Raw genomic sequence first — 25453 nt, forward strand, 5'->3', positions numbered from 1 at the left:
CGCCGGGGGCTAGCCCTCCCACAGGAAGCTCAGCACGAACAGCCCGGCCACCACCCACATCAGCCAGCGCACCTCCCGGGCCTTGCCGGTCAGGAGATTGACCATCACGTACGTGATGAAGCCGTAGCCGATGCCGCGGGCGATGTTGAAGGTGAGGGGGATGGTCAGCAGCGTCACGAAGGCCGGGAAGGCCTCCGTGTAGTTGTCGAACCGGATCTCCTTGACCACCGTGCTCAGCATGAGGAAGCCCACCACGATCAGCGCCGCGGCCGTCGCCTGCGGGGGCACGACCACCAGCACGGGCGTGAAGAGCACGGAGGCGAAGAAGAGCAGCGCCACCACCACCGAGGTGAGGCCCGTGCGCCCGCCCTCTCCCACGCCCGAGGCGCTCTCCACGTAGGTCGTCACCGAGCTGGCGCCAAACAGGCCGCCCAGCATGGCCGCCAGGGAGTCGACCAGCAGCACCCGCTTGATGCCCGGCAGCCGCCCCTCGCGGTCCAGCAGCCGGGCCTCCCCCGCCACCGCGACGACCGTGCCCATGGTGTCGAAGAAGTCGGTCATCAGGAAGGCGAAGATGGAGCCCAGCAGCCCCACCTGCAGCGCACCAGCGATGTCGAGCTTGAAGAACGTCTCGAAGCTGGCCGCACCCGGCCAGGCCAGCCACCGCTCGGGCAACGGGGTGATGCCGAGCGGGATGCCGGCCAGGGCCGTCAGGATGATGCCGCCCAGGATGGCGCCCCGCACCCGCAGCGCGAGCAGGGCAGCCGTCACCAGGATGCCGCCGAAGGTGAGCAAGACCCGCGGGTCGCCGAAGTCGCCGAAGGTGACCAGGGTCGACTCGCTGGCCACCACCACGCCCGACTGGGACAGCCCGATGAAGGCGATGAAGAGCCCGATCCCGGCGCCGATGGCGCGCTTGAGCTCGAGGGGGATGGCATCCATGACGGCCTCGCGCACGTTGCTCAGCACGAAGAACGTCACGATGGCCCCCTCGACGAAGATGACCCCCATCGCGACCGGCCACGGCACCCCTTGCCCCAGCACCAGCCCGAAGGCGAGGGCCGCGTTGAGGCCCATCCCCGAGGCCAGCGCGAACGGGTAGTTGGCGAAGAGGCCCATCGCCAGCGTGGCGAGTCCGGCGGCCATGGCCGTCGCGACCGCCACCCCCTCCTCGGGGAGCCCGGCCGCGCTCAGGATGCTGGGGTTGACGAAGAGGATGTAGGCCATGGTCATGAAGGTGGTGACGCCGGCGACCACCTCGGTGCCGACGGTGGATCCCCGCTCCCGCACCCGGAAGCGCCGCTCAAGCCATCCTGCCAGCCCCAGCGCACGACTCTCCCCGGTGTCGGCCCGCACCGCGTCCATCGTTGGTCGTTCCCCTTCCGTGTTGATGCAGGTAACAGCAAAGAATGGTAGCACCTTCGGGACCCGCCGACAACGCTACCGGGCCCGGGCCTCCTTGAAGACTCGCTCGGCCCGGTAGGAGCTGCGCACCAGCGGCCCGCTGAAGACCTCCACGAAGCCCTCCTCGTATCCCCATTGCCGGTACCGGTCGAACTCGGCGGGCGTGACGTAGCGCTCCACCGGCAGATGGCTGGGGCTGGGGCGCAGGTACTGCCCCAGGGTCAGGATGTCGACCCCGACCGCTCGGAGGTCCCGCATGGCTTGTCGGATCTCCTCGTCGGTCTCGCCGAGCCCCAGCATCAGGCTCGACTTGGTCAGGACCTCGGGCCGGTACCGCTTGGCGAAGGCCAGCACCTGCAGGGTCTGGTCGTAGCCCGCCCTCGGGTCCCGCACGCGAGGTGTGAGGCGCCGCACCGTCTCCACGTTGTTGGCGAAGACGTCCAGGCCCGACTCCATGACGGTGGCCACCGCCCGCCGGTCGCCCCGGAAGTCCGGCGTCAGCGCCTCCACCCGGACCCAGGGGGCCCGTGCCTTGATGGCACGTACCGCCTGGGCGAAATGTCCGGCCCCCCCGTCGGGCAGGTCGTCACGATCCACCGATGTCAAGACGACGTACTCCAGGCGCAGGCGCGCCACGGCCTCGGCGACCCGGTCGGGCTCGGTGGGGTCCAGCAGGCCCCGGGGGTTGCCCGTCGAGACGGCGCAAAACTTGCACGCCCGGGTGCAGACCGAGCCCAGGAGCATGAAGGTGGCGGTCCCGTGGCCCCAGCACTCCGCCACGTTGGGACAGCGTGCCTCCTGGCAGACGGTGAACAGCCCGAGCTGCTTGACCACCCCGGATACGAAGGCGTAGGTGGGCCCCCCCGGCAGGGGCACCTTGAGCCACTCGGGCTTGGGCCGGGGTCGGCCGTCGTCCAGCGGTCGCTTGCGAAGCCCTCCCGGGACCACCTTGACGCGGGGCGCCTCCATCGCGGGCATCCCGACTCCCCTTCCGTCACGCTCTCAGGTCGTCTCGTCGCGCGGCGTCGTCGTGGCCCCCCACGAGCACCACGTGCACCTGCGACGGGCCATGCACGCCCAGCACCAGGTCGTTTTCGATGTCGGCGCTGCGGCTCGGGCCGGTCACGATGGCCACTGACGAGGGCAGCGGCTCCGCCCCCAGGCGACGGGCCAGCTCCTCCAGGCTGGCTAGCACGTCGGACTCCCGCACGACGGTGACCTGCACCGCGGGCAGCAGGCTGGCCAGGCGACCCTGGCCCGGGCCGGCCAGCAAGACGACGCTGCCGGTCTCCGCTACCGCGTATCGTCCCACGGTGATGCCCACGGCGGCCCGCCGCGCCTCCGCTCGCCAGGCCTCGACACGGTCCGGGCCGGGCTCGGGCACGTCGCCCCCGCCCGTCCAGTAGAGCGAGAGACCCCGTCGCCTCAGCGCCTCGGCCAGCTCGCGGGGGGCCAGGTCCAGGTCGTCGGCCATCACGATCCGACCGCCCCGTGGCGCCACCGCCTCACATAGGCTTGCCAGTGCGGCCGGCAGCCCTTGCGCGTCGCCCACCCGATGGACGCGGCCCCCGAGCCGCTCGACCATTTGCGTGAAGTGCGCGATGCGACGGGCCAGGTCCAGGGACGCCTGGCGGCTCGCCTCGCCCCCGGGCGCGGGCGGGTCATCTCGCGGTGGGCCGTCCGGGGGCGGCGGCTCCGGCGGCGTGCCCGACCGGCCACAGCCCGCCACGGCGCGACGCCCCTCTCCGAGGAGCACCTCGCCGCGCTGCCACAGCTCCCAGAAAGACCGCTGCGACGGCTCCGGCAGGTCCCGGCCCCACGTCCAGGGCGCCAGCGGCCCGGGCAGCGACGACAGCCAGCCGTCTCCGCCCGCCGCCCCCCATCGCCGGGCCGCCCGGGCCCCCATGCGAGCCAGGCGCAGGCTGGCCCGGTAGCGCCAGGGGCTCCTCCACAGCCATGCGCCCAGCTCGAGCGCCGTCCCGAAGCCCGCCGGCCCCCGGCCGACCGAGCGAACCCTGTCGGCCCGGTGGCGCAGGATCAGCTCGTGCAAGGGGATCCCTACGGGGCAGACGTCCGTGCAGGCCGTGCAGAGGGAGCACGCGTCGAAGGGCAGGTCCGAGGCCCGCTCCCCCTCTAGCAGCGGGGCCAGCACCACCCCGACGGGACCGCTGTAGACGGAGCCGTAGGCGTGGCCGCCCACCTGGCGGTAGACCGGGCAGTGGTTGAGGCAGGCGCCGCACCGGATGCAGGCCAGCACCTCCCGGTAGGGCGAGGCGAGGATACGGCTGCGGCCGTGGTCCATCAGGATGACGTGCAGCTCCTCGGGGCCATCCAGCTCGCCCGGCCCCCGAGGCCCCGTCACCAGGTGCGTGTAGACGGTGATGGCTTGCCCCGTCGCGCTGCGTGCGAGCAACTCCAGGAAGACCGGCAGGTCGGCCAGCGACGGGATCACCTTCTCGATGCCGGCCACCACCACGTGCACCGGCGGCGCCGAGCTGACCAGGCGCCCGTTGCCCTCGTTGGTGCAGATGACCACGCTGCCCGTCTCGGCCACCACGAAGTTGGCCCCGGACACCCCGATGTCCGCCTGCAGGAAGTCCTCCCGCAACACCTGTCGTGCCACCACCGCCAGGGACGGGGTGTCCGTGGGGACGGGCCGGCCCACCAGCCGGGAGAAGAGGGCCGCTATCTCGTCCCGGCTCTTGTGGATGCAGGGCGTCACGATGTGGGCGGGGCGCTCTCCCGCCAGCTGGACGATGAACTCACCGAGGTCGGTCTCCACCACCTCCAGGCCCGCCGCCTCCAGGCGGGCGTTGAGCTCGACCTCCTCGGTGGCCATGGACTTGGACTTGACCAACCGCCGCGCGCCCCGCCGCTTCGCGATGCCCTCCACGATGCGCGCGACGTCCTCGGCGCGGGCGGCTCGCCAGACGTGCCCGCCCCGCGCCTCGATGGACGCGGCCGCCTTGGCCACCAGCCGGTCCAGGTCGTCGAGCGACGCCATCTTGATGGCATGCGCCCGGCGGCGCAGGGCCTCGAAGTCGCCCGGGGCCCACCCCCCGGCGGCCAGCTCGGCCAGCTGGGCGAAGGCCGCCCGTCGGGCCTCCACCTTGCCGTCGGCGGTGATGCGCACGGCCTGTCGGAGCCGCTCGTCCGCCAGGGCTCGCCGGGCTCGGTCGCGAAAGCTCTCCACGCCGGGGGGTCGGGTGTGTCTCATGACCGGCCGCCTCCTGCCGGCCGGGCCGCCGCCCCTGCCGCGGCATCGGCTCGTAGTGCCGCGGCCCCCGACGGCGGAGCCAGCAGCCCCATCCCCTCCGCCAGCAGCTCCGCCACGTGCACGAAGCGCAGGCGCAGCCCCCGCCGCCGTGCACGGCCCATCAGGTGCAGCAGGCAGGAGCCGTCGGCCGAGACCACCACGTCGGCCCCCGCCGCCCGGATGGCGTCCAGCTTGTCGTCGGCCATGGCCACCGACACCTCGGGCGACTTGACCGCGAAAGCCCCTCCGAAGCCGCAACACCGGTCGGCGCCCTCGAAGGGCACGAGCGTCAGCCCCCGCACGCACCTCAGGAGCCGCTCCGCCGCCCCGGCGGCGCCCAGGAGACGGCTTGCGTGGCACGAGGTATGGTAGGCGGCGGTCACGGGGCATCGGGCCCCCAGATCCTCGACCCCCAGTACCTCCGTCACGAACTGCGTGAACTCGTAGGTGCGAACGCCCAGGGCCCGGCCCTGTCGCGCCGCTGCCGGGTCACCCGCCAGGAGGGCCGAGTAGTGCTCCCGGATCATGGCCACGCAGGAGCCGGTCGGAGCCACCACGTACTCCGCGGACTCGAAGGTCCGCAGGAAATGGCGGGCCAGGGCCGCGGCCTGCAGACGCTGGCCGCTGTTGAAGTGGGCCTGGCCGCAGCAGGTCTGCTGCTCGGGGAAGTGGACGCTCACGCCCAGGTGCTCGAGGATGCGGGCCGCTCCCACCGCGGCGCGAGCGAAGAAGACGTCGTTGACACAGCCGACGAAGAAGGCGACCCGCATGGCTCACCGCCTGCCCTCGGCTTGGGCCGTGCCGCCAATGTTCGCCCTCCGCCGGGCGCTCCCTGCCGGGACGCAGCCGGCGGCCGCCCCGCTCAGTCGAACTCGGGAGGCAGCGACGGGTCGCGGTAGAGACGGTACAGGCGCCGGATCTGCTCTGCGGTGATCCGGGTCGGCGACAGCGGCGGCAGCTCCTCGACGGCGAACCAGCCCACGGCCTCGGTCTCGATGCTGGCGCGGGGCTGGCCGCCGGTCAGCTGGCAGGCGATGCAGATCTTGTAGACCGCGTAGGCCACGGGGCGGTCGTGGTGGCGGGAGTTGTCCCACACCGCGAGCAGGCGCACCGGGCGCACCACGTACCCGGCCTCCTCGGCCACCTCCCGTGCCGCCATCTCGGAGGGCGACGAGCCGACGTCGGCCCAGCCGCCAGGCAGCGACCATCGACCGTCGGAACGCTCCTTGACCAGCAGCACGCGATCGCCGTCGAAGACCACCGACCGCACGTCCACCTTGGGGGTCGGGTAGCCGGCCTCCCCGGCGAAGAGCTCCTCCAGGCTTACGCGCTGGGCCTCGGATCCCAGCCCGCATTGGGTCGCCAGCATGTCGACCGCGATCCGGCGAAGCTCCCGGTACCGCTCCTGGTCGTAGGGGTCCGTGGCATAGGTCAGGCCCGCCTGGGCCAGCGCCTGGATGCGCTTGGCCCACCGGATCCACTGAGGCTCCACGCCTGCGCCCCTCCCACGACCGAGGCGCCGTCGCCTCAGCGGCGGCGCCCCGTCTTGCTTGCTCCATTGTACTCCGGGCCCGGCCTCGCCCGACGCCGCGACGCGGCTCGAGGAGGAGGAGCGTCGGCATCGTGCGAACAGCACTTGCCAATCCTGCGGGGACGGAAGGGAGCCAGGGGATGCTCCACGGTGAGCGAAGCGCCCGTCTCAGGCCGGCCTGGTGGACGTCCGGCCGGGTGGCCTGGCGACCGTACGCCGGCGCCTTGGTGAGCGTGGCGGCCCTGGCCTGGCTGGTGGGCGCGTTGCGCCAGAGCGGCGCGGATGCGCGCCTGGTGCTCTCCCTGGTGGCCTGGGGGATCATGCTGGGGGGCATCGTCGGCCTGGGCGCCATCGGGCTGTCGCTGGTCTACGGCGTGCTGCGGTTCGGCAACTTCGCCCACGGCGACCTGATGACGGTGGGGGCGTACGCCGCCCTGGCGATCCTGCCCATGCTCCCCCAGGGGCCGCCGCTGCGTCCCCTGTCGTTCGGCTGGGAGATGATCCCTGCCCTGCTGCTGGCGATGGCCCTCACCGGCCTGGTGAGCGTGGCCATCGACCGGATCCTGTACCGGCCCCTGCGACGGCGACGCAGCTCGCCCGTGCTGGTGGCGATGGCCTCCCTGGGCGCGGCCTTCTTCCTGCGCAGCGCCCTCTACCTGGGCTGGGGCGCCGACTTCCGCTTCTACTACACGGGGCGGGCCCGTCCGTCCATCGCCCTGCCTCTCGGGATCCGCCTGCGCCCCGACCAGATCTTCGTCATGGCGCTGGCGGTGGTGCTGGTGGTGCTCACCTACCTGCTGCTGACCCGCACGCGGCTGGGCAAGGCCATGCGTGCCACGGCCGACAACCCCGTGCTGGCCCGGGTCAGTGGCATCGACACGGAGCGCATCGCCCGCTGGACCTGGCTCATCGGCGGAGCGCTGGCGGGGGCGGGCGGCGTCATGCTGGGGCTCGACGCGCAGCTGCGGCCCGAGATGGGATGGGCCCTGCTGTTGCCCATGTTCGCCGCCGCCATCCTGGGCGGCATCGGCAACCCGTACGGCGCCCTGGTGGGCGGGCTCGTCATGGGGGTCGTCCAGCAGGTCTCCACCGTGGTCGTCAACCCGGCGTACGCGCCGGGCGTCGCCCTGGTGGTGATGATCGCCCTGCTGCTCCTGCGGCCGCGGGGCCTGTTAGGGGGGGCGGCGGGCTGATGCTGGGCCGGGTCGTCCTGCTCGCCGTCCCGCTGGCCATCTTGACGGTACGCCTGGTGCCCTGGCGCGGGTGGCTCCGTCTCGGGGCGGGGGTGATCGTGGCAGGCCTGGCCGCATGGCTCCTGGTGGCGCTGGCGCCGCCCGGCCTGCTCGCCTATCTGGTCTCCTTCGCCGTCATGGCCAGCATCTTCGCCATGCTGAGCCTCGGGCTCAACGTGCAGTGGGGCTACACCGGCCTCTTCAACATCGGCATCGCCGGCTTCTTCGCCGTCGGTGCCTTCACGTCGGCACTGTTCACGACGGCCATGCCCACGGGCCCGCTGGCGGCGTACAGCCAGCAGGCCTTCGGGCTCGAGGCGCCCTTCGTGGTGGGCGTCGGCGCCGCTGCCATCCTCTCGGGGCTCCTGGCGGCCGCCATCGGGCTGCTCACGCTGCGGCTGCAGCAAGACTACCTGGCCATCGCCACCATCGGCATCGCGGAGCTGGTGCGGCTCGTCTTCCAGAACGAGCGCTGGCTGGCCAACGGTCCCCAGCCGCTGCGGGGCATCCCCCGTCCCCTGGAGTGCCTGGTGCAGGATCCGCCGTGCAGATGGCTGCCGGGCCCTCTCCAGTCGGTGGTGGCGCCCCTGGAGCCCCGAGACTACCCGTACGTCTACCTGATGCTGGCCGTCCTCGGCGTCACGCTGGTCTACGTGCTCATCGAGCGGGCCATCCGATCCCCCTGGGGCCGGGTGTTGCGGGCCATCCGCGAGGAGGAGACGTCGGCCGCCATGAACGGCAAGGACGTGCTCGCCTTCAAGCTCCAGGCGCTGGTGGTGGGCGCCGTGATCATGGGGGCCGCAGGGGCCTTCTACGCGCACTACCTGGTCTCCATCGACTACGGCCACTTCACGCCGCTGTACGGGACCTTCCTCATCTGGGTCATGCTGATGCTGGGCGGCAGCGGCAACAATCGAGGGGCCGTCCTGGGCGCCTTCGTCGTCTGGGGGATCTGGACGGGGACCACCTTCGTCACCGACTGGCTCAACCCGCTGCTGGCGGCCGTCTCGCCGGACCTGCCCGCTCGCAGTCCCTACCTGCGCTACATGCTGGTGGCCGTCATGCTGGAGCTGATCATCCTCTTCCGACCGCAGGGCCTGCTGGGCGAGGAGCGCAAGGTCTCGGTCCTGTACGAGGGATGAGGAGTCGACGGGGGCGGCCAGAGCGGGCCGCCCCCCGGTCGCATCGGCCGCTCACTCGGCGGGGATCTGGTCGGCACGCCGGATGGTCACCGTCTCGATGGTGCCGCCCGCGTAGCGCCACACCTCGACGGGCGTCACCACGTCGCCGGCGTCGTCGAAGTCCACGGGGCCCGCGGCGCCCGTGTAATCCACGGACTGCCCCTGCTGGAGCAGGCGCAGCGCCCGCTCGAACTCGCCCGGCCCCACCCGCTCGCCCGGCGGGTTGGCGACCTGGCGCAGGCGATCCCGCAGCGCCGCGCCGGTGACGGCGACGCCGTCCAGGTGGGCCCGGGCGATGGCGAGCCCGATGACGGCCATCGCGTCGTACGCCGTGTCCATGTAAGGCAGGGGCGGGCGCTGGCCGTAGCGCGCCTCGTAGGCCTGCGCGAAGGCCCGGAAGCCCTCCCACTCGGGGTCCGATCCCGGTGCCGTCCCCAGCTGCCCCTCGACCACCGAAGCGCCCAGCACCCGGACGATCTCCTCCGACTTGGTGCCGTCCGTGTACTGGAAGTTGGAGAAGCCGAAGACCTCCACGGCCTCCTTCATGTAGACGACGGCCTGGCCCGGATAGGTGGCCGCGAAGATGACCTCGGGGTCGCCCCGCAAGGCCAGCGCCAGCTCGGCCGTGTAGGTGGGCTTGGGCTCCTCCGGCACCGGCACCTGCGCGGTGACGATGCCGCCCCGCAGCTGGAAGGAGTGGGCGAATCCGTTGGAGAGCCCCTGGCCGTACGGGTTGTTGACGTAGATGGTGGCCGCCCGACGGACGCGGTAGCCCTGCACGATCTCGCCGGCCGCCAGCTGCGCCGCCACTACGCCCTGGAGCGCGTCCGAGGCGACGGTGCGGAAGAGAAAGTCGCGCTGGGTGTCGGCCGGCAGGAAGGTGATGAGCGGGGACGTGCTGGCCTGCGAGATCTGCACGACCCCCGCCGGGATGGTGACCGACTCCGCCACCGGGATGGTGACGCCCGAGGCCAGCGAGCCGATGATGGCCGGCACCCGATCGACCTCGACCAGCTTGCGGGCCCGGTCGATGCCCACCGAGGCCGTCGTCCCCGAGTCCTCGTGGACCAGCTCCACCAGAGGCCCGCCCAGCACCCGCTGGGCCGCCTCGTTGAGCTGCGCGGCGGCCAGCTCGACGGCGTTGCGGTGGCTCGGCCCGAACTCCGCCAGGGCCCCCGTGTAGTCGATGAGGGTCCCCACCCTGACGACGGCTGGCCGCGCCTGCGCCTGCACCCTGAGGGTCAAGGCGTGGGACCCGACCAACGCCCCGCCCACGACGCCGAGCTGCTTGAGAAAGGCGCGACGGTGGAGCCGCCGGACGTCCCCCGCCTGCCCCGATCTCGACCCCTGCATCTTCGAGCCCCCTCCCCACGATTGGCGAGACGGACGGGCGGCGACCCGTCACGCTCGCCTCCCCCGGGCCGTACAGGTCGTGATGGGACTTTTGTCTAACGATCTGGCAAAGAGGGCCAGGCTGTCAAGATCGGTTCGCAACAATGCCACAGGCGGCGACCCGTGGACAGGGGACGCGGTTGCCCTCTATAATCGCAACAAGTCGCATGACGACCAGCTGCCGGGGCGGGCGAGCCATGCAACGTTCGGCGGGCTCCATCCTCGAGGTAAAGGACCTGACCAAGGAGTTCGGCGGCCTGCGGGCGGTCAACGGCTGCACGCTGGAGGTGCAGGCGGGTAGCATCACCGGTCTCATCGGTCCCAACGGCGCCGGCAAGTCGACGCTGTTCAACCTCATCACCGGATTCGAGACGCCCGACCGGGGCCGGATCCTCTTCCGCGGCGAGGACGTGACCGGCCTGCCGCCTCACCGCATCTTCCAGAGGGGGCTGTGCCGGACCTTCCAGATCCCCCGTGAGCACCGCGGCATGACGGTGCTCGAAAACCTGATGCTGGTGCCCCCCTATCAAATCGGTGAGCGCCTGTGGAACCCGTGGCTGCGCCCTCGGGCCGTCCGGCGCCAGGAGATGGGCATCCGCGACCGGGCCCTCGCGGCACTGGAGATGGTGGACCTGGTGGCGTGGCAGGACCGCCCGGCAGGCGAGCTCTCCGGCGGGCAGCGCAAGCTCCTGGAGCTGGCTCGCACCCTGATGGCCGACCCCGCGATGATCCTGCTGGACGAGCCCGGTGCCGGCGTCAACCCCACCCTGATGCGCCGTCTCACGGCGGTGATCCAGCGGCTCCGGGAGGAGCGGGGGGTCACCTTCCTCATCATCGAGCACGACCTGGATCTGGTCACGCGCCTCTGCGACACCGTCATCGTGATGAGCGAGGGGGCGACGCTCGCCGAGGGGCCCCCCGACGCGATCCGGCGCGACCCGCGGGTGGTCGAGGCCTATCTGGGCGGCCAGTACGTGGCCGTGGAGGGCTGAGACCGGCATGGCGCTGCTCGAGGTCCAAGATCTCCAGGCCGGCTACCACGACGTGCCCATCCTTCACGGCCTCGCCATGAGGGTCGCTGAAGGCGAGCTGGTGGCCATCGTCGGCCCCAACGGCGCGGGCAAGTCGACCCTGATGAAAGCACTCTTCGGCCTGGTGCGGGTCATCGCTGGCAGCGTGCGGCTGGACGGCCAGGAGATCACCCACCTGCCGCCGGAGCGGCGGGTCCCCCTGGGCCTCTCCTACGTCCCGCAGGTCGACAACGTCTTCGCCTCGCTGACCGTCGAGGAGAACCTGGAGATGGGTGCCTACCTGGCCCCCTATGAGGTGCGGCCCCGCATGGAGCAGGTGCTGGAGCTCTTTCCGCTGCTGCGCCGGCGTCTGCGGCAGCGGGTCGGCACCATGTCGGGCGGAGAGCGTCAGATGGTCGCCATGGGCCGGGCCTTGATGTTGCGGCCTCGCCTGCTGCTCCTCGACGAGCCGTCCGCGGGGCTCGCGCCTTCCATGGTCGACGCGCTCTTCGCGCAGGTGCAGGCCATCCGGCGCTCCGGGGTGGCCATCGTCATGGTGGAGCAAAACGCCCGCCGTTCCCTGGAGATCGCGGACCGCGGCTACGTGCTGGCGAGCGGCCGGACGCGATTCGAGGGACGGGGCGCCGACCTGGCGTCCGACCCCGAGGTGGCACGCCTCTACCTGGGCGGGTGACCCGCTCAGGCCGGGCCCCCATCACGACGCGTCGACGCCTCCGCGCAGCCGCGGGTTGTAGACTTCGTCGAGGCTCGCGTTGAGCAGCTGCAGGCTGAAGGCGACCACGGCCAGTGCGACCGTCGGCGGCAGGAAGGCCCACCAGACCCCCTGGCGCACCGCCTCCCATAGCAGGGCCCACTGCAGCATCACGCCCAGGGAGACGCTATTGGACGGCCCCAGCCCCAGCATGGCGAGCGCGGCCTCGGTCAGGACCGCCGAGGCCAGCTGTAGCGTGAACGCCATGGCCAGGTAGGAGAGCATATAGGGGACGATGTCGCGCACGATGATCCCCGCCCCGCTCGCCCCCGACAGCCGCGCCACCCAGACGTGCTCGCGCGCCTTGAGGCTGGTGGCCTGGGCCCTGACGGCCCGGGCCGTCCACGGCCACGACGTGATGCCGATGATCAGGCCCATCGCCTGGACGCTGCGCGACTTGAGCGCCACCGACAGCAGGATCAGGATGACGAACGACGGGATGGTGATGAGGACGTTGGTGAGGCCCATCAGCATCTCGTCGGTGAGCCCCCCGTAAAAGCCCGCGGCGGTCCCCACCACGGCTCCCAGCAAGACCGAGATGACCCCGGCCATGGCCCCTATCTGCAGCGACGTGCGGGTGCCGTGCATCAAGAGCGTCAGCTCGTCTCGCCCGAAGTTGTCGGTGCCGAGCCACGCGTAGCGAGAGGGGCCCGCGAACGGCATGTCGACGATGGCGTAGGGATCCCGCCCCGACACGACGGGCCCCAGCATCCCGAACGCGACGACGCCGCAGACCAGCGCGAGGCTGACCGCCAGCCGGCGCGAACGCAACACCCGGATCCGACGCCCGGCGAGGCCCATCGCTATCGCTCCCCCAGCTGGACGGCCCGGATGCGGGGATCGATGAAGCCGTAGGCGATGTCGACCAGGAAGTTGGCCAGTAGCACCGCCACGGCGATGCACAGGGTGACGCCCTGGATGAGCGGGTAGTCGTTGAGCGAGATAGCGTTGAAGAGCAGATAGCCAATCCCCGGGTACGAGAAGACCAGCTCGGTGATGAGCGCGCCTCCCACCAGGGTGCCCAGCGCGAGCGCCAGCCCGGTCACCTGCGGGAGCATGGCGTTTCGGAAGACGTAGCGAAGCACCCGCGGCTGGGTCACGCCCATGGCGCGTGAGTAGCGCACGTAGTCGGCCCCCAGCTCGTAGATGGCCATCGAGCGCATCCCCACGGCCTGTCCGCCGATGGCCACCAGGACCAGCGACAGGAAGGGCAGGGCATAGTGGTGCAGCAGGTCCAGCACGAAGGCGGTGCTCCAGGAGGGCGTCAGCCCGAAGCTGTAGCCACCGGCTGACGGAAACAGCGGAACCGCCACCGCCAGAGCGTACAGCAGCAGGATGGCCATGGCGTAGTACGGGATGCTGGAGAGGGCCAGCGCGGCGACGAACAGCCGCCCGTCGAACCGGCCTCCCCTGTAGGCGGCCACGGCGCCCAGCACGTTGCCCAGCAACCAGCCCACCAGGATGGCGGGCAGCTGCAAGGCCACGGTCCACGGGAGGGCCTGGCCGATCAGGTCCTGCACCCGGGCCGGGTAGTACGAGAAGGAGACCCCCAGGTTGCCGCGCAACACGTTGCCCAGGTAGGCGACGAACTGTTGCCCCATGGGCCGGTCGAGCCCGAACTCTTCGAGGAACGCCTGGTAGACGCGCCCCGCCGCCTGGCCCTGCAGACCCCCCTGCAAGAAGCGCGCCACGAGGGCGTCGACGGGGTTGCCGGGAATCAGGCGGGGCAGCACGAAGTTGAGTCCCAACGCCACGAACAACGCCAGCGTGTACCACAGGAGTTTGAACAGTACGTACCGACGCAGCCCCATGAACCGGTCACGACCCCTCCCGTCAGCGACGTGCGATCGGGCGAGGGGCGGGGTGCCCCTCACGGGGCACCCCGCCAGCCGTCGTCACCTGGGCCGGACCAGTCTCAGCACCGAGATGTAGAAGGCCGGTGGGGCCTTGGGATCGGAGGCGGTCGGGAACCCCGTCCAGTGGGTCTCGTTGAACTCGTAGAACGCCAGCGGCCGGTACATCAGGGGGATGGCCGGGACGTTCTCCATGAAGATGCGGTCCAGCTCGCCGTAGATCCGGCGCAGCTCCTCCACGCTCCCCGCCTGTGCCGCCTGGTCGAGCAGCCGTGCCACGTCAGGATGGGAGAAGCGCCCGTAGTTCTGGAAGGTCTGCTGGCCGATGGGGGCTGCCGCTCGGTCGTCCAGGACGTCGCGGAAGCGGGTCCACGGGCTGGCCGGCCCGACGCCCGAGACGTACCAGAGCGCCATGTCGAAGTTGCCCTCCTGGACGTTGGACGTCACGACGGGTGCCTGGGGGAACTCGGTGCGCACTTCGATGCCGACCTGTCGCGCGCTCTGCGACACGATCTCCAGGGCGGCCATCCAGTCGGTCCACCCGTAGGGGGTCTGGACCGTGAAGCTCAGCCGCGTGCCGTCGGGCAGCACGTAGATCCCGTCGGAACCCTTGCGGGCCCCCAGCTCCCTCTCCAGGATCTCCACCGACCGAGCCGGGTAGTAGCGCCATCCGTAGCGATTGACCAGCTCCTCGTTGAAGAAGCGAGCCTCGACGCCCGCCGGGATGATGAGGCTGGACCTGGCCGGCTCGGAGTAGCGGGACATGGCGGTCCGGGCGATGAGCGCGTAGTCGATGGCGTAGGCCAGGGCTCGCCGCACCGCCACGTTGTCGAGGCCCTTGCGATGGACGTTGATGATGAGCAGCGGGATGGAGCCCGGGATGTGGTACGGCTCCTGCGCGAACCAGGTCTTGACGTTGGGCAGGGTCCAGATCTGGGGTACGAACTGCTGCGACAGGTCCACCTCCGCCTGCCTCAAGGCCAGGTTGCCGGCGTCGTTGCTACGGAAGATGGGGTGGACCAGGTACCGGGGGGTCGGCATCCCGTAGATGGACCTGCCCCAGTACTCGTCGTACCGGCGCAGGATGATCCGCTCCGGGTTGTAGCTGTCGACGCGGTAGGGGCCAGATCCCACCGGGTCCAGGTTCTCGAACTCGATCAGGGCGCTGCGCCCCCGATCGGCCAGGGGCCCCCAGATGTGCTCCGGCAGGATGAAGACGGTCGCCACGTACTCCTCCACCAGCAGGCGATTGGGGCGGGCCGGGTCCAGTCGGATCTCGACCGTCCGGTCGTCGACGGCCCTCACCGATTGGACGTGCTGCCAGAAGGGGCTGTAGCCCAGGCTGAACCGCCGTGCCAGCTCGAACGTGAAGACCACGTCTCGAGCCGTAAGGGGCCGGCCGTCTTGCCAGCGCGTGCCGGGCTGGAGCTGGATTCGCATGGTGGCGGCGTCCACCCACTGGAAGCCCTGGGCCAGCAGCGGGTCGAAGCGGCCGTTGACGATGTCGTACAGGAAGAGGCTCTCGTAGATGTACCCGCCGCCTCCCGGAGCCGTGGATCCCGTGCCGTTGACGGGCCAGGCGGGGCTGGGTGCCAGCGGGTTGAAGTTGGTGGGCGGACCCCACTGGTGCCCGGCGATGTACAAGGTCTCGTTGCGAGGCAGGGTACCGGCCAGGGCCAGCGAGGCGCCGGTGACGGCGACCAGCACGACGGCCCCCAACAACGCGACGAAGGATCGCCTCAAGGAAGCCACCTCCTCAGCTCGATCACGTGCCCACGACGGGGCCATGCGGCATCGCTACCGCAAGCGATGGACGACTCGCTCCCACCTCCTGGCGTCGAAGCGCCCGGGCGCCCTCGCCGTCTGAACCCGCTTTCTATCTTTGCTCCCATCGTGCCAGGGACCTGGCCATCCCCATGGGCGCGGAGGCCTTTCCTGGCTATGAAAGCCTTCTCGAACGCGCTTGCCACCTCCTGCCTGCCCGGTGACCCCACCGCGCAGGGATCGAGCAGGGCCCCGACGAAGCGCTCCGGTGCCGGCGATAGAGGCCGGTCATGCACCATCGAGACGGGAGGCGATGTCGTCGATGACCTCGTTGTGCTCGTCGTCGCGATGGACGACCGCGTGTCTCGTCGTGGCCGTGCTGCTCGCCGGGATCGGCGTGGGGTCGTCGGCCCCGTCCGCGGCTGCGGTCGAGGCCACCTTCTGGAGCGCGCCCAATCCCACTCAGGAAGTGTTCTGGCGGGAGATGGCGCAGGCGTTCATGCGGGAGCGGCCCGACATCCGCATCGACGTGCGGGCCATGGTGGAGTCGCCGAGCTCGGAGGCCACCATCCTGACGGCCATCGCGGGTGGCACGGCACCTGCCGGCTCGGAGAACATCTTCATCGGCTTCGGCGCCCAGCTCTACGAAAGCGGTGCCCTGGTGCCCCTCGACACCCTGCCGGGCTGGGACCAGATCATCCGGGCCCGCGGCATGGAGGAGGCCATCGAGGGCTGGCGCTTCCCCGACGGCCACTTCTACATCCTGCCCATCTACTCCAACGCGATGCTCTTCGGCTGGCGCATCGACGTCTTGCGTGAGCTGGGCTACGCCGAGCCGCCGCGGACCTACTCCGAGGTGTTCGCCGTCGGCCAGCGGCTGCGGCAGGCCCGGCCCCGCTCCTTCCTCATGGCGCGGGCGGAGCTGCTGGATCCCACCTGGTGGCAGCGCTGGTTCGACTTCTTCATGCTCTACTACGCCGCCAGCCAGGGCGCCCCGTTCGTCGTGGGGCAGGACGTCACCGCCGACCGCGAGGCCGCCGTGGGCGTTTTCCGCTTCTACCAGGAGCTCAACCGGCGCAACCTGATCCTGACCCGCACCTCGACCGATCCCTTCCCGACCGGGCTGTCCATCTGGGCCGACATCGGTCCGTGGACCTTCCCCGACTGGAAGGAGCGGTTCCCGGAGATGCGGCTGGGCGAAACCTTCGCCTTGAGCCCCCCTCCGGTGCCCGACGGCTATCCTGCGGGCGAGCCCATCCGCACCTTCGCGGACGCGAAGGGCCTCGTGCTCTACGCGCAGGCTCCCAAGGAGCAGCGTGACGCAGTCTGGGAGTTCATCCGATGGGTCTTCACGCGGCCCGAGAGCGACCTGCGTTGGCTCGAGGCCACGTCGCTGCCCCCCGTGAGGGGCGACCTCGCCACCTCCCCCGTCTTCTCCGGCTATCTGCGGCAGCACCCCGAGCTGGTGCCGTACGCCGAGGCGCTGCCCTACGCGGTGCCGCCCTTCGCCAGCCACCGCGTGACCGACGTGCAGACCGCGCTGGGCGAGGCGGGGCTGGTGCCGGCGGTGCGGGGGACCAAGACGCCCGAGCAGGCCTGGGAGGACGCCAGGGCGGCTATGGAGACCGTGCTCCGGCGCTGAGCCGGCACCTCCTCCGGCGGGCGGATGGCCGATGGCCTCTCGTGCCGTGACGGGTGGACGGCTGCACCGGGCCGAGGAGGTGTGGGGGTGGCTGCTCGCCTCCCCCTACCTCCTCTTCGCCCTGGCCTTCTTCGTCGTGCCCTTCGTGTGGGCGTTGCTGCTGGTCTTCACCGAGTGGGACCTGATCTCGCCGCAACGTCAGATGGTGGGCCTGGCCAACTTCGTGGAGGCCCTGATGAGCCCCCGGGTGCGGGCGGCGTTCTGGACGCCCTTCAAGTTCATGGCAGTCTTCCTGCCGGCGGTGTTGGTCGCCGCCATGGCCATCGCCCTGCTGGTGCACTCGCTCGGACGCTGGGCCGGGGTGGTGGCCGTGGGCTTCTTCATGCCGTACCTGGCCTCGGGCGTGGCCATGGCCCTGGTGGTACAGGGCATCCTCTCCTACAACAGCCCCCTCAGCGACGCCTTCTTCTGGCTGATGGGCGACGTGCCCGACTGGTTCGGCGTGCCGGCCCTGGCCGTGGTGGTCATCGCCCTCATGATGGCGTGGAAGTTCTCGGGGTACTACGCGCTCATCTTCCTCGCCGGCCTGCAGTCGATCCCCAAGGAGCTGTACGAGGCCGCCGAGATCGACGGCGCCGGGTCCTGGACGTCCTTCTGGCGCATCACCGTGCCGATGCTGTACCCCGCGCTCTACTCGGTGATGGTGCTGGCCGTCGGCCTCATGTTCGGGGTCTTCACCGAGCCGTACATGCTGACCGGCGGCGGCCCGGATCTGGCCACTCACACGTGGCACCTCGAGATCTACTACCAGGCCTTCTCGAGCCTGCGGGCGGGGTACGCCTCGGCCATCGCCATTCTCAACGCGCTGAGCGTCTTCGTCGTGTTGACGGTGGTCCGGCGCGCGATGGAGTGGTGGGGGAGAGCCAACGGATGGACGTGAGGGCGACGTCCGGCAGGGCCGGGATCGCGGGCGATCGCGTGCGTCGGGCCACAGCCGTCGCCACCCGCCGCCGTCGCGGGGGCAAGGTGGGCGTGCGGGTGGGCCGTGGCCTCCTGCTGGCCGCAGGCCTGACGATCTCGCTCTTTCCCTATCTGTATATGGTCCTGCAGTCCCTGGCTCCCTGGAACCAGGTCAACCGCGTCCTCTTCCCGTCGGAGCTGACCTTGCGCTCGTACGATTGGCTGCTGCGCGGGTCGGCCATCGCGCTGGCGCGTCCGTGGCTGAGGGCCCTTGGCAACAGCGTGCTGGTGAGCGTCACGTCGACGGTGCTGGTGCTCGTCTCGGCGTTGCTGGTCGGCTACGCTCTGTCCCGCTTGCGCTTCAAGGGGCGGGGCTTCGTCTACCAAGCCCTGCTCTTCCAGATGTTCTACCCGGCCATCATCCTGCTGGTGCCGACCTTCCTCATCATCCGGTGGCTGGGCCTCTACGACACCTACACGGCCATGATCCTGCCCAAGGCTGTCAACCTCTGGGCCATCTTCATGTACACCTCCTTCTTCCGGTCGCTGCCGCAAGAGGTGATCGAGGCTGCCCGCCTGGACGGCGCCAACGAGGCGCGCGTGGTCTTCGGCATCGCCCTGCCCATGTCGGTGCCCATCACCACGGTGGTCGGGCTCTTCGTCTTCATGGAGCGCTGGTCCGAGCTGATGTGGGACCTGGTGGTGGTCAAGCGCTACGAGATGATGACGCTCAACGTCATGATCGCCACCATGAGCGGGCCGTACGCCAGCTATCCCGGCCCCCTCTACGCCGCCGGCACCCTCCTGACGCTGCCGATCCTGCTGGCCTTCCTGCTCGCGAGCCGGTACTTCACGCAAGGCATTCAACTCGTGTTCAAGTAGACCATCTGTGCAATGTGCAAGAGGAGGGGATGGGACCATGCAGCCCGTCCAAGAGCTGGTCCGCCAGCTGACCCTGGAGGAGAAGGCCGCGCTGTGCTCCGGCGCCACGGCGTGGCGCACTGAGGCCGTCGAGCGACTCGGCATCCCGTCCATCGTCCTCTCGGATGGCCCCCACGGGCTCCGGCGCCCGGTCCGGGAGGACGAGCTGGGGGGCCCCAGCGTACCGGCCACGTGCTTTCCGACCGCATCGGCCATGGCCTGCTCGTGGGATCGCCAGCTCGTGCGCGAGGTGGCGCAGGCGCTCGGAGCCGAGGCGCGTGCCGCCGGGGTCCACGTCCTGCTGGGGCCCGGGGTCAACATGAAGCGGACGCCTCTATGCGGGCGCAACTTCGAGTACTTCTCCGAGGATCCCTACCTGGCGGGGGAGCTGGCCGCGGCCTACGTGGAGGGCCTCCAGTCCACCGGGGTGAGCGCCTGCGTCAAGCACTTCGCGGCCAACAACCAGGAGACGGATCGCATGACCGTCGACGCCGTGGTGGACGAGCGCACGTTGCGCGAGATCTACCTGGCCGTCTTCGAGCGGGTCATCCGCAAGGCGCGTCCCTGGAGCGTCATGTGTTCCTACAACCGCCTCAACGGCGTCTACGCCTCCCAGCATCGATGGCTCCTGACGGAGGTCCTCCGGGAGGCGTGGGGCTTCGATGGCCTGGTGGTCTCCGACTGGGGTGCGGTCGAGGATCGGGTGGCGGGCCTGGCCGCGGGCCTGGACCTGGAGATGCCCGGCCCGTCGCCGGCCAACGACGCTCGCATCGTGGAGGCGGTGCGCACCGGGCAGCTCGACGAGGCTGTGCTGGATCGAGCCGTCGAGCGCATCCTCACCCTGGTGCAGAAGGTCACGTCGCCCTCCAACCCGGCCCCGCCGGTAGACGTCGACGCCCATCACCGGCTGGCCCGCCGGGCGGCGGCGGCCTGCATGGTCCTGCTCAAGAACGAAGGTGCGCTGTTGCCCCTCCAACCCGATCGGCACCGCTCCGTCGCCCTGCTGGGAGGCATGGCGGCCGCCCCTCAGTTTCAGGGCGGGGGCAGCTCTCGGGTCAACCCCACGCGCACCGAGAGCGCCCTGGAGGCGTGGCGCGAGGTTGCGCCCGAAGTGAGCGTGAGCTATCACCAGGGCTATCGTCAAGACGGAGGCCGGGACGCAGCGCTGCTGCGCGCGGCGGTCGACGCGGCCCGCGTGGCGGACGTGGCCGTGGTCTTCGTCGGCCTGCCCGACGGGGTGGAGTCCGAGGGCTACGATCGCAAGGACATGGCGCTGCCGGAGGGCCACGTGGCCCTCATCCGGGAGGTGGCCAGGGTCCAGCCCCGTACGGTGGTCGTCTTGCACAATGGCGCCCCGGTCGACATGGCCGGCTGGGTCGGACAGGTGCCGGCGGTGCTGCTGGCCGGCCTCGCCGGGCAGGCGTCAGGGGCGGCGGCGGTAGACGTCCTGCTGGGGCGGGTCAATCCGTCGGGCAAGCTGGCCGAGACCTACCCGACACGCCTGGAGCAGACGCCGGCGTTCTTCGACTTCCCCGGCGAGGGCGGGCACGTGCGGTACGGCGAGCGGGTCTTCATCGGCTACCGCTACTACGATGCCAGGGACGTCGAGCCGCTCTTCCCCTTCGGTCACGGCCTGTCGTACACGACTTTCGCGTACGGGCCGCTCGCCCTCAGCCGCTCCACGATAGGGCCCGACGAGTCGCTGGATGTGACGCTGTGGGTGCGCAACACGGGCGAGCGGGCCGGCCAGGAGGTCGTGCAGCTCTACGTCGGCCCGCGCCAGGCCCGGGTGGCCCGGCCGGTCAAGGAGCTCAAGGGCTTCGACAAGGTGGCCCTGGCCCCGGGAGAGTCACGTCCCGTGCGCTTCGTGCTGACGGCCCTGGACCTGGCCTACTACGACCCCGCCCGCCGCGCCTGGGTGGCCGAGCCAGGCCTCTACGACATCCTGGTAGGCGCGTCCTCCCGTGACATCCGGGTGCAGGCCACGGTCGAGCTGACCCAAGGCCTGCACGCCGAGACGCGTCTCGACGAGGAGTCGACGGTGCGGGCCTGGATGCAGCATCCCGCCGGGCGGCTCGCCCTCGAGCGGGCGCTTCCGCCCGAGCTGTTCGGGCGGCTGGCGGGCCAGCCTCCCACGTCCTTCCTGTGGGAGCTCCCGCTCAAGAAGCTGTCGCTGTTGAGCCAGGGAGCGCTGGACGAGTCGGCCATCCGTCGGGTCGTCGCCGCACTCCGAGGCTAGCCGGCCTTCGCCACGGGCACCGCGCGGGGCCGGTAGTGGGTGTGCAAGACCCTGTGGCTGCGCTCGCTCCCCGGTGAGCCCAGCCACTCCGCATAGAGGGCCTGTACCTCGGGATTGTGGTGCGCACATCGCAGCGGGCTGGCCCGGTCGATGCCCGCCAGGGCCGACGCCCGGGCCAGCCGGGCCTCCACGCTGCCTGCCTCGCCGGCAGCGGGCCGGGGCTGGCCCCCACCCCCGACGCAGCCGCCCGGGCACGCCATCACCTCGACGAAGTCGAGACGCTCGAACTCGGGGCTCTCCAGGAGAGCCCGCGCGGCCCTCAGGCCGTCGACGATGGCGCATCGCAGCACCCGGTCGCCCAGAGCCACGTCCAGCCGACGGATGCCTCCGCCCGCCCCGAGCTCCGTCCACTCGAGGGCGTCGGGCGTCAGATCCTGACCCGTCGCCATGTGGTACGCGGTGCGCAGGGCCGCCTGGGCCACCCCGCCGCTGCCGCCGAAGATGACGGCCGCCCCCGTGCTCTGCCCCAGCAAGGGGTCCATCGGCTCGGGCGCCAGTCGGGTAACGTCGAGGCCGGCCTGGCGGAGCATCCGGATGAACTCGCGGGTGGTCAGCACGGCGTCGACCGCGCCGCCCAGCTCCTCCCGTCGGGCCTCGAACTTCTTGGCGGTGCACGGCATGATGGAGACCACGAAGAGACGCTCCGGGTCGATGCCCGCCCTCGCAGCGAAGTGCTGCTTGACGACCGCTCCCACCATCTCGTGGGGCGACCGGCAGGTGGAGAGGTGCGCCAGGCGCTCGGGGAAGTAGTGCTCGAGGTACTTGACCCAGGCGGGGCAGCACGAGGTGAGCAGCGGCAAGGGCTCCCTCGGGCCCGTGCCCGAGAGTCGCCGCAGGAGTTCGGCGGCCTCCTCCATCACCGTCAGGTCGGCGCCGAAGTTGGTGTCGAAGACATAGTCGAAGCCGAGCCAGCGCAGCGCAGCCACGATCTGGCCGGTCAAGGGGGCCCCCGGCGCCGTGCCGAAAGCCTCTCCCACCGAGACCCGGACGGCAGGTGCGATCTGCGCCACCACCCGGGTCGACGGGTCGTGCAGCGCCTGCCAGACCCGCTCGACGTGGTCCTGCTCGTAGAGGGCTCCGACCGGGCAGCGCAGCACGCACTGGCCGCAGTAGACGCAGCCCGACTCGGCCAGCGAGGCCCCGAAGCCGGGGGCTACGGTCACGTCGAAGCCCCGGCCCACGAAGTCGACGGCCCCGATCCCCTGCACCTCCTGGCAGACCCGCACGCACCGGCCGCAGAGGATGCACTTGCCCGGGTCGCGCACGATGACCTCGCTCGAGACGTCGGGCGCCTCGTCCTGTGCCTTGCGCCGGGCGCCGACGTAGGCGCCGACCCGCGCCCCCCACCGAGCCGCCAGGACCCGGAGCTCGCAGTCGTCGGAGCGCGCACAGCTGAGGCAGGCCTGGGGATGATCGGCCAGCAACAGCTCCAGCACCTGACGGCGCGCCTCCCGCACGGCCGGCGAGCTGGTCTGGATCTCCATGCCCTCCGCGACCGTCTGGGTGCAGGCCGTCACCAAGCGCCCGGACCCCGCCAGCTCCACCACGCAGAGGCGACAGCCGCCGAAGGGCGGCAGGCCCTCCAGGTGGCAGAGCGTGGGGATCTCGTACCCCGCCGCTCGCAGGGCCGAGAGCAGGGTCTGTCCGGCCCTCGCCTCCATCGGACGGCCGTCCACCGTCAGGCGGACCGTCTCGGTCGTCCCCATCAGGCCACCTCCACCGCGCCGAACCGGCAGGTCTCGAGGCACGCCCCACAGCGCACGCAGCGGTCGCTGAGGATGCGGTGGGGCTGACGTCTCTCGCCCACGATGGCCCCTTGCACGCATGCCTGCACGCACGCACCGCACCCCGTGCAGGCGGACGGGTCGATGCGGTAGGCCAGGTACGCGGTGCACCGGCGCGCAGGGCACCGCCCCTCCACCAGGTGGGCCAGGTACTCGTCACGGAAGTAGCGCAAGGTGCTCAGCACGGGGTTGGCCGCCGTCTGCCCCAGGCCGCAGGCGGCCGTGGCCCTCAGCACCCGCCCCAGGGATTGGATCGAGGCCAGCAGCTCCTCCGCCTGGCGTGGATGCATCTTGCGGGGTCCCCCCGGCGGCGCCACGATGCGCTCCAACAGCTCGTAGAGCCGGGTCGTGCCCTCCCGGCAGGGGATGCACTTGCCGCACGACTCCTTGCGCAGGAAGTCGAGGAAGAAGCGCGCCACGTCGACCATGCACTTGGAGTCGTCCATGACGACGAGCCCGCCCGAACCCATCATGGCGCCCGTGCGGGCCAGCGACTCGTAGTCGATGGGGGTGTCCAGCAGGCTCTCGGGCAAACACCCCCCTGACGGCCCCCCGATCTGCACCGCCTTGAAGGGCTTGCCCTGCTCGATGCCGCCCCCGATCTCGTAGACGATCTCCCGCAACGTGACGCCCATCGGTACCTCGATGAGGCCGCTGTCCACGACCTCCCCCGTCAGGGCGAAGACCTTGGTGCCCTTGCTCCCCTCGGTGCCGATGGTGCGAAACCAGTCGGCGCCGTGGGCGATGATGGCCGGCACGTTGGCCAGGGTCTCGACGTTGTTGATGACGGTGGGATGGCCCCACAACCCCGACTCCACCGGGTAGGGCGGCCGGGGACGGGGCATGCCGCGGCCGCCCTCCACGGAGGCGATGAGCGCCGTCTCCTCCCCGCAGACGAAGGCGCCGGCTCCGATGCGGATCTCCACCGTGAAGGCGAAGTCGCTGCCCAGGATGCGGGAGCCCAGCAGGTCCCGCTCCTCGGCCTGGAGGATGGCCCGCTGCAGTCGCTCGATGGCCAGGGGGTACTCGGCCCGGACGTAGACGAATCCCCGTCGGGCCCCTACGGCGTAAGCGGCGAGGGCCATCCCCTCCAGCACGCGGTGGGGGTCGCCCTCGAGCACGCTGCGATCCATGAAGGCGCCCGGATCGCCCTCGTCGGCGTTGCAGACGACGTAGCGCACCGGATCCTCCTGCATGGCAGCCAGCCGCCACTTGCGCCCCGTCGGGAAGCCCGCGCCGCCTCGCCCTCGCAGACCGGCCCGCTCGATCTCGTCGATGACCTCTCGAGGCGTCATCGATCGGATGGCCCGCTCCAGCGCCCCATAGCCGCCCGAGGCGATGTACTCGTCGATGTCGCAGGGGTCGATCCGCCCGCAGTTGGCCAGCACGATGCGACGCTGCCTGCGCATCAGCGGCAGCTCGTCGACCCGGGGCAGACGCCGCAGGCCGGCCGCCGCAGCCCCGTCTCCCGTCTCGGAGGGGGACCGGGCCTGTCCGTCGTGGCCGGGGGGCCCCACCGGAGCCCGGACCTCGCCCTCGGGCTCCCCCAGGGCCACGCCCACCAGCAGGTCGTCTGGCACGATCCCGCCCGCCACGTACGTCGCGACCAGACGAGATGCCGACGCCGGGGTGACGGAGCCGAAGGTGAGGGCGGGCCGTCCCGGGAGCCGGACGTCGACCAGCACCTCCCGCTCGCACATGCCGATGCAGCCCACGGTCTTGACGCGGGCTCGCACGCCCGCCCGCTCGAGCTCCCGGCGGAGGGCCTCCACCACCTGCCCCGCGCCGGCCGCCAGGCCACAGCTGCCGGCCCCCACTCGGATCTCAACGGGCGTCGTGCTCATGGCGCTCCCTCCGCGGCGCGGCCACACCCGAGCGGAGCCGGCGAATCAGCCGGGTCAACTCCTGACGGCCCACCCGACCGTGGACGGTCTCGTCGACCACCACCACCGGCGCCCGGCTGCAGCACCCCAGGCATGCCACGGTCTCGACGGAGAAGTCGCCGTCCTCGGTCGTCTCGCCGTCGCCCGCCCCCAGCAGATGCTCGACGTGGTCCAGCAGGGCAGCGGAGCCTCGCACGTGACATGCCGTCCCCCGGCAGATGCGGATGGTGTGCCGGCCGGGCGGCCTCAGCCGGAAGAAGTTGTAGAAGGTGGCCACGGCGTAGGCCTGGGTCACACTCATGCCGCAGGCTGCCGCGGCCTTGACCACCTCGTCGCGAGGAAGGTAGCCGAGGCGTGCCTGCACCTCTTGCAGGAGAGGGATGATGCTGGGACGCTCCGGCGAGCTGGGGCTCCACAGCCAGCGGTGGCCGGAAGGACGCCCATTGGAGCTGGTCGGCAGATTCGCGCTCGCGGGCACTTTCACGACCTCCCGGACCATTCTGCGCGCTGACGGCCCACGACCGCTATGGCCAGGGGTCCTGCGCCGAGAGGGACGAATGTCACCCACT

20 protein-coding genes are annotated in these 25453 nt (G+C 71.1%); 8 read left to right on the forward strand and 12 right to left on the reverse strand.

Going from position 1 to position 25453, the window contains the following annotated elements; translation table 11 throughout:
• Positions 1–9: 9 nt before the first annotated feature.
• The 5 genes from VLY81_RS13455 to VLY81_RS13475 all read right to left on the reverse strand — a co-directional run bounded on the left by VLY81_RS13455 (position 10) and on the right by VLY81_RS13475 (position 6152).
• Positions 10–1365 (reverse strand): NCS2 family permease, encoded by a 1356-nt coding sequence (locus tag VLY81_RS13455; RefSeq protein ID WP_324668728.1) that lies wholly within the window; start codon positions 1363–1365, stop codon positions 10–12.
• Between the two features lie 75 nt (positions 1366–1440).
• Positions 1441–2382 (reverse strand): lipoyl synthase, encoded by a 942-nt coding sequence (gene lipA, locus VLY81_RS13460; protein WP_324668729.1) that lies wholly within the window; start codon positions 2380–2382, stop codon positions 1441–1443.
• Positions 2383–2398: 16 nt separating this feature from the next.
• Entirely contained in the window at positions 2399–4621 is a 2223-nt protein-coding gene (locus tag VLY81_RS13465) for a LutB/LldF family L-lactate oxidation iron-sulfur protein (RefSeq protein ID WP_324668730.1), read from the reverse strand.
• Positions 4618–5430, reverse strand: a complete 813-nt coding sequence (locus VLY81_RS13470) for a (Fe-S)-binding protein (protein WP_324668731.1) — start codon at positions 5428–5430, stop codon at positions 4618–4620. Before VLY81_RS13470 ends, VLY81_RS13465 begins: the two co-directional genes overlap by 4 nt.
• Positions 5431–5522: 92 nt before the next feature.
• Positions 5523–6152, reverse strand: coding sequence for an NUDIX hydrolase (locus VLY81_RS13475; RefSeq protein WP_324668732.1), 630 nt, complete (start codon positions 6150–6152; stop codon positions 5523–5525).
• A gap of 236 nt (positions 6153–6388) precedes the next feature.
• Here VLY81_RS13475 and VLY81_RS13480 point away from each other — a divergent pair, with 236 nt between their 5' ends.
• Together VLY81_RS13480 and VLY81_RS13485 are read left to right on the forward strand one after the other, a co-directional pair.
• A complete protein-coding gene (locus tag VLY81_RS13480) occupies positions 6389–7384 on the forward strand; it encodes a branched-chain amino acid ABC transporter permease (protein WP_324668733.1) in 996 nt (331 codons plus the stop codon).
• Positions 7384–8565, forward strand: coding sequence for a branched-chain amino acid ABC transporter permease (locus tag VLY81_RS13485; RefSeq protein WP_324668734.1), 1182 nt, complete (start codon positions 7384–7386; stop codon positions 8563–8565). The genes VLY81_RS13480 and VLY81_RS13485 overlap by 1 nt, the downstream gene beginning before the upstream one ends.
• Before the next feature lie 51 nt (positions 8566–8616).
• Here VLY81_RS13485 and VLY81_RS13490 read toward each other — a convergent pair whose 3' ends face one another.
• Positions 8617–9957 carry an ABC transporter substrate-binding protein gene (locus tag VLY81_RS13490; RefSeq protein WP_324668735.1) on the reverse strand — a complete coding sequence of 447 codons (1341 nt, stop codon included), beginning with the start codon at positions 9955–9957 and terminating at the stop codon, positions 8617–8619.
• 236 nt (positions 9958–10193) lie between these two features.
• On the opposite strand from VLY81_RS13490, the gene VLY81_RS13495 reads away from it, so the two are divergent.
• Positions 10194–10988, forward strand: a complete 795-nt coding sequence (locus tag VLY81_RS13495) for an ABC transporter ATP-binding protein (RefSeq protein WP_324668736.1) — start codon at positions 10194–10196, stop codon at positions 10986–10988.
• A gap of 7 nt (positions 10989–10995) precedes the next feature.
• On the forward strand, positions 10996–11700 hold the full coding sequence (locus tag VLY81_RS13500; RefSeq protein WP_324668737.1) for an ABC transporter ATP-binding protein: 705 nt from the start codon (positions 10996–10998) through the stop codon (positions 11698–11700).
• A 21-nt stretch (positions 11701–11721) separates the two neighbouring features.
• Here VLY81_RS13500 and VLY81_RS13505 read toward each other — a convergent pair whose 3' ends face one another.
• From VLY81_RS13505 to VLY81_RS13515, 3 genes are all read right to left on the reverse strand, one after another.
• Positions 11722–12552, reverse strand: a complete 831-nt coding sequence (locus VLY81_RS13505; RefSeq protein WP_324668738.1) for an ABC transporter permease — start codon at positions 12550–12552, stop codon at positions 11722–11724.
• Between the two features lie 29 nt (positions 12553–12581).
• Positions 12582–13589: an ABC transporter permease gene (locus tag VLY81_RS13510; RefSeq protein ID WP_324668739.1), complete on the reverse strand. Its 1008-nt coding sequence runs from the start codon at positions 13587–13589 to the stop codon at positions 12582–12584.
• 84 nt (positions 13590–13673) lie between these two features.
• Positions 13674–15374, reverse strand: coding sequence for an ABC transporter substrate-binding protein (locus tag VLY81_RS13515; protein WP_324668741.1), 1701 nt, complete (start codon positions 15372–15374; stop codon positions 13674–13676).
• Between the two features lie 391 nt (positions 15375–15765).
• Between VLY81_RS13515 and VLY81_RS13520 the strand changes: the two genes are divergently transcribed.
• From VLY81_RS13520 to VLY81_RS13535, 4 genes are read left to right on the forward strand one after another with little or no spacing between them, the layout of a single operon-like run.
• Positions 15766–17037 carry an extracellular solute-binding protein gene (locus VLY81_RS13520; RefSeq protein WP_324668743.1) on the forward strand — a complete coding sequence of 424 codons (1272 nt, stop codon included), beginning with the start codon at positions 15766–15768 and terminating at the stop codon, positions 17035–17037.
• A 31-nt stretch (positions 17038–17068) separates the two neighbouring features.
• Complete coding sequence (locus tag VLY81_RS13525; protein WP_324668744.1) at positions 17069–17977, forward strand: carbohydrate ABC transporter permease; 909 nt, start codon at positions 17069–17071, stop codon at positions 17975–17977.
• Positions 17968–18879 carry a carbohydrate ABC transporter permease gene (locus VLY81_RS13530; RefSeq protein ID WP_324668745.1) on the forward strand — a complete coding sequence of 304 codons (912 nt, stop codon included), beginning with the start codon at positions 17968–17970 and terminating at the stop codon, positions 18877–18879. Before VLY81_RS13525 ends, VLY81_RS13530 begins: the two co-directional genes overlap by 10 nt.
• A gap of 37 nt (positions 18880–18916) precedes the next feature.
• Positions 18917–21157 carry a glycoside hydrolase family 3 C-terminal domain-containing protein gene (locus VLY81_RS13535; protein ID WP_324668746.1) on the forward strand — a complete coding sequence of 747 codons (2241 nt, stop codon included), beginning with the start codon at positions 18917–18919 and terminating at the stop codon, positions 21155–21157.
• On the opposite strand, the gene VLY81_RS13540 is transcribed toward VLY81_RS13535, so the two are convergent.
• The 3 genes from VLY81_RS13540 to VLY81_RS13550 are packed head-to-tail and all read right to left on the reverse strand — an operon-like array spanning position 21154 to position 25368.
• Positions 21154–22923, reverse strand: coding sequence for a [FeFe] hydrogenase, group A (locus VLY81_RS13540; protein ID WP_324668747.1), 1770 nt, complete (start codon positions 22921–22923; stop codon positions 21154–21156). The two genes, VLY81_RS13535 and VLY81_RS13540, sit on opposite strands and share 4 nt — an antisense overlap.
• Entirely contained in the window at positions 22923–24845 is a 1923-nt protein-coding gene (locus tag VLY81_RS13545; protein WP_324668748.1) for an NADH-quinone oxidoreductase subunit NuoF, read from the reverse strand. The genes VLY81_RS13540 and VLY81_RS13545 overlap by 1 nt, the downstream gene beginning before the upstream one ends.
• Positions 24826–25368 (reverse strand): NADH-quinone oxidoreductase subunit NuoE family protein, encoded by a 543-nt coding sequence (locus tag VLY81_RS13550; RefSeq protein WP_324668751.1) that lies wholly within the window; start codon positions 25366–25368, stop codon positions 24826–24828. Before VLY81_RS13550 ends, VLY81_RS13545 begins: the two co-directional genes overlap by 20 nt.
• Positions 25369–25453: the final 85 nt, after the last annotated feature.

The sequence above is a fragment of the Limnochorda sp. LNt genome, assembly GCF_035593265.1.
Taxonomy (GTDB): Bacteria; Bacillota; Limnochordia; order Limnochordales; family Geochordaceae; genus Geochorda; species Geochorda subterranea.

Excerpts from the sequence above, each read along its gene's own strand:
- VLY81_RS13540 (WP_324668747.1), bottom strand. The coding sequence starts at position 22,923 with ATGGGGACGACCGAGACGGTCCGCCTGACGGTGGACGGCCGTCCGATG.
- VLY81_RS13530 (WP_324668745.1), top strand. The coding sequence starts at position 17,968 with ATGGACGTGAGGGCGACGTCCGGCAGGGCCGGGATCGCGGGCGATCGC.
- VLY81_RS13455 (WP_324668728.1), bottom strand. The coding sequence starts at position 1,365 with ATGGACGCGGTGCGGGCCGACACCGGGGAGAGTCGTGCGCTGGGGCTG.
- VLY81_RS13485 (WP_324668734.1), top strand. The coding sequence starts at position 7,384 with ATGCTGGGCCGGGTCGTCCTGCTCGCCGTCCCGCTGGCCATCTTGACG.
- VLY81_RS13525 (WP_324668744.1), top strand. The coding sequence starts at position 17,069 with ATGGCCTCTCGTGCCGTGACGGGTGGACGGCTGCACCGGGCCGAGGAG.
- VLY81_RS13495 (WP_324668736.1), top strand. The coding sequence starts at position 10,194 with ATGCAACGTTCGGCGGGCTCCATCCTCGAGGTAAAGGACCTGACCAAG.
- lipA (WP_324668729.1), bottom strand. The coding sequence starts at position 2,382 with ATGCCCGCGATGGAGGCGCCCCGCGTCAAGGTGGTCCCGGGAGGGCTT.
- VLY81_RS13500 (WP_324668737.1), top strand. The coding sequence starts at position 10,996 with ATGGCGCTGCTCGAGGTCCAAGATCTCCAGGCCGGCTACCACGACGTG.
- VLY81_RS13465 (WP_324668730.1), bottom strand. The coding sequence starts at position 4,621 with ATGAGACACACCCGACCCCCCGGCGTGGAGAGCTTTCGCGACCGAGCC.
- VLY81_RS13510 (WP_324668739.1), bottom strand. The coding sequence starts at position 13,589 with ATGGGGCTGCGTCGGTACGTACTGTTCAAACTCCTGTGGTACACGCTG.
- VLY81_RS13545 (WP_324668748.1), bottom strand. The coding sequence starts at position 24,845 with ATGAGCACGACGCCCGTTGAGATCCGAGTGGGGGCCGGCAGCTGTGGC.
- VLY81_RS13490 (WP_324668735.1), bottom strand. The coding sequence starts at position 9,957 with ATGCAGGGGTCGAGATCGGGGCAGGCGGGGGACGTCCGGCGGCTCCAC.
- VLY81_RS13535 (WP_324668746.1), top strand. The coding sequence starts at position 18,917 with ATGCAGCCCGTCCAAGAGCTGGTCCGCCAGCTGACCCTGGAGGAGAAG.
- VLY81_RS13470 (WP_324668731.1), bottom strand. The coding sequence starts at position 5,430 with ATGCGGGTCGCCTTCTTCGTCGGCTGTGTCAACGACGTCTTCTTCGCT.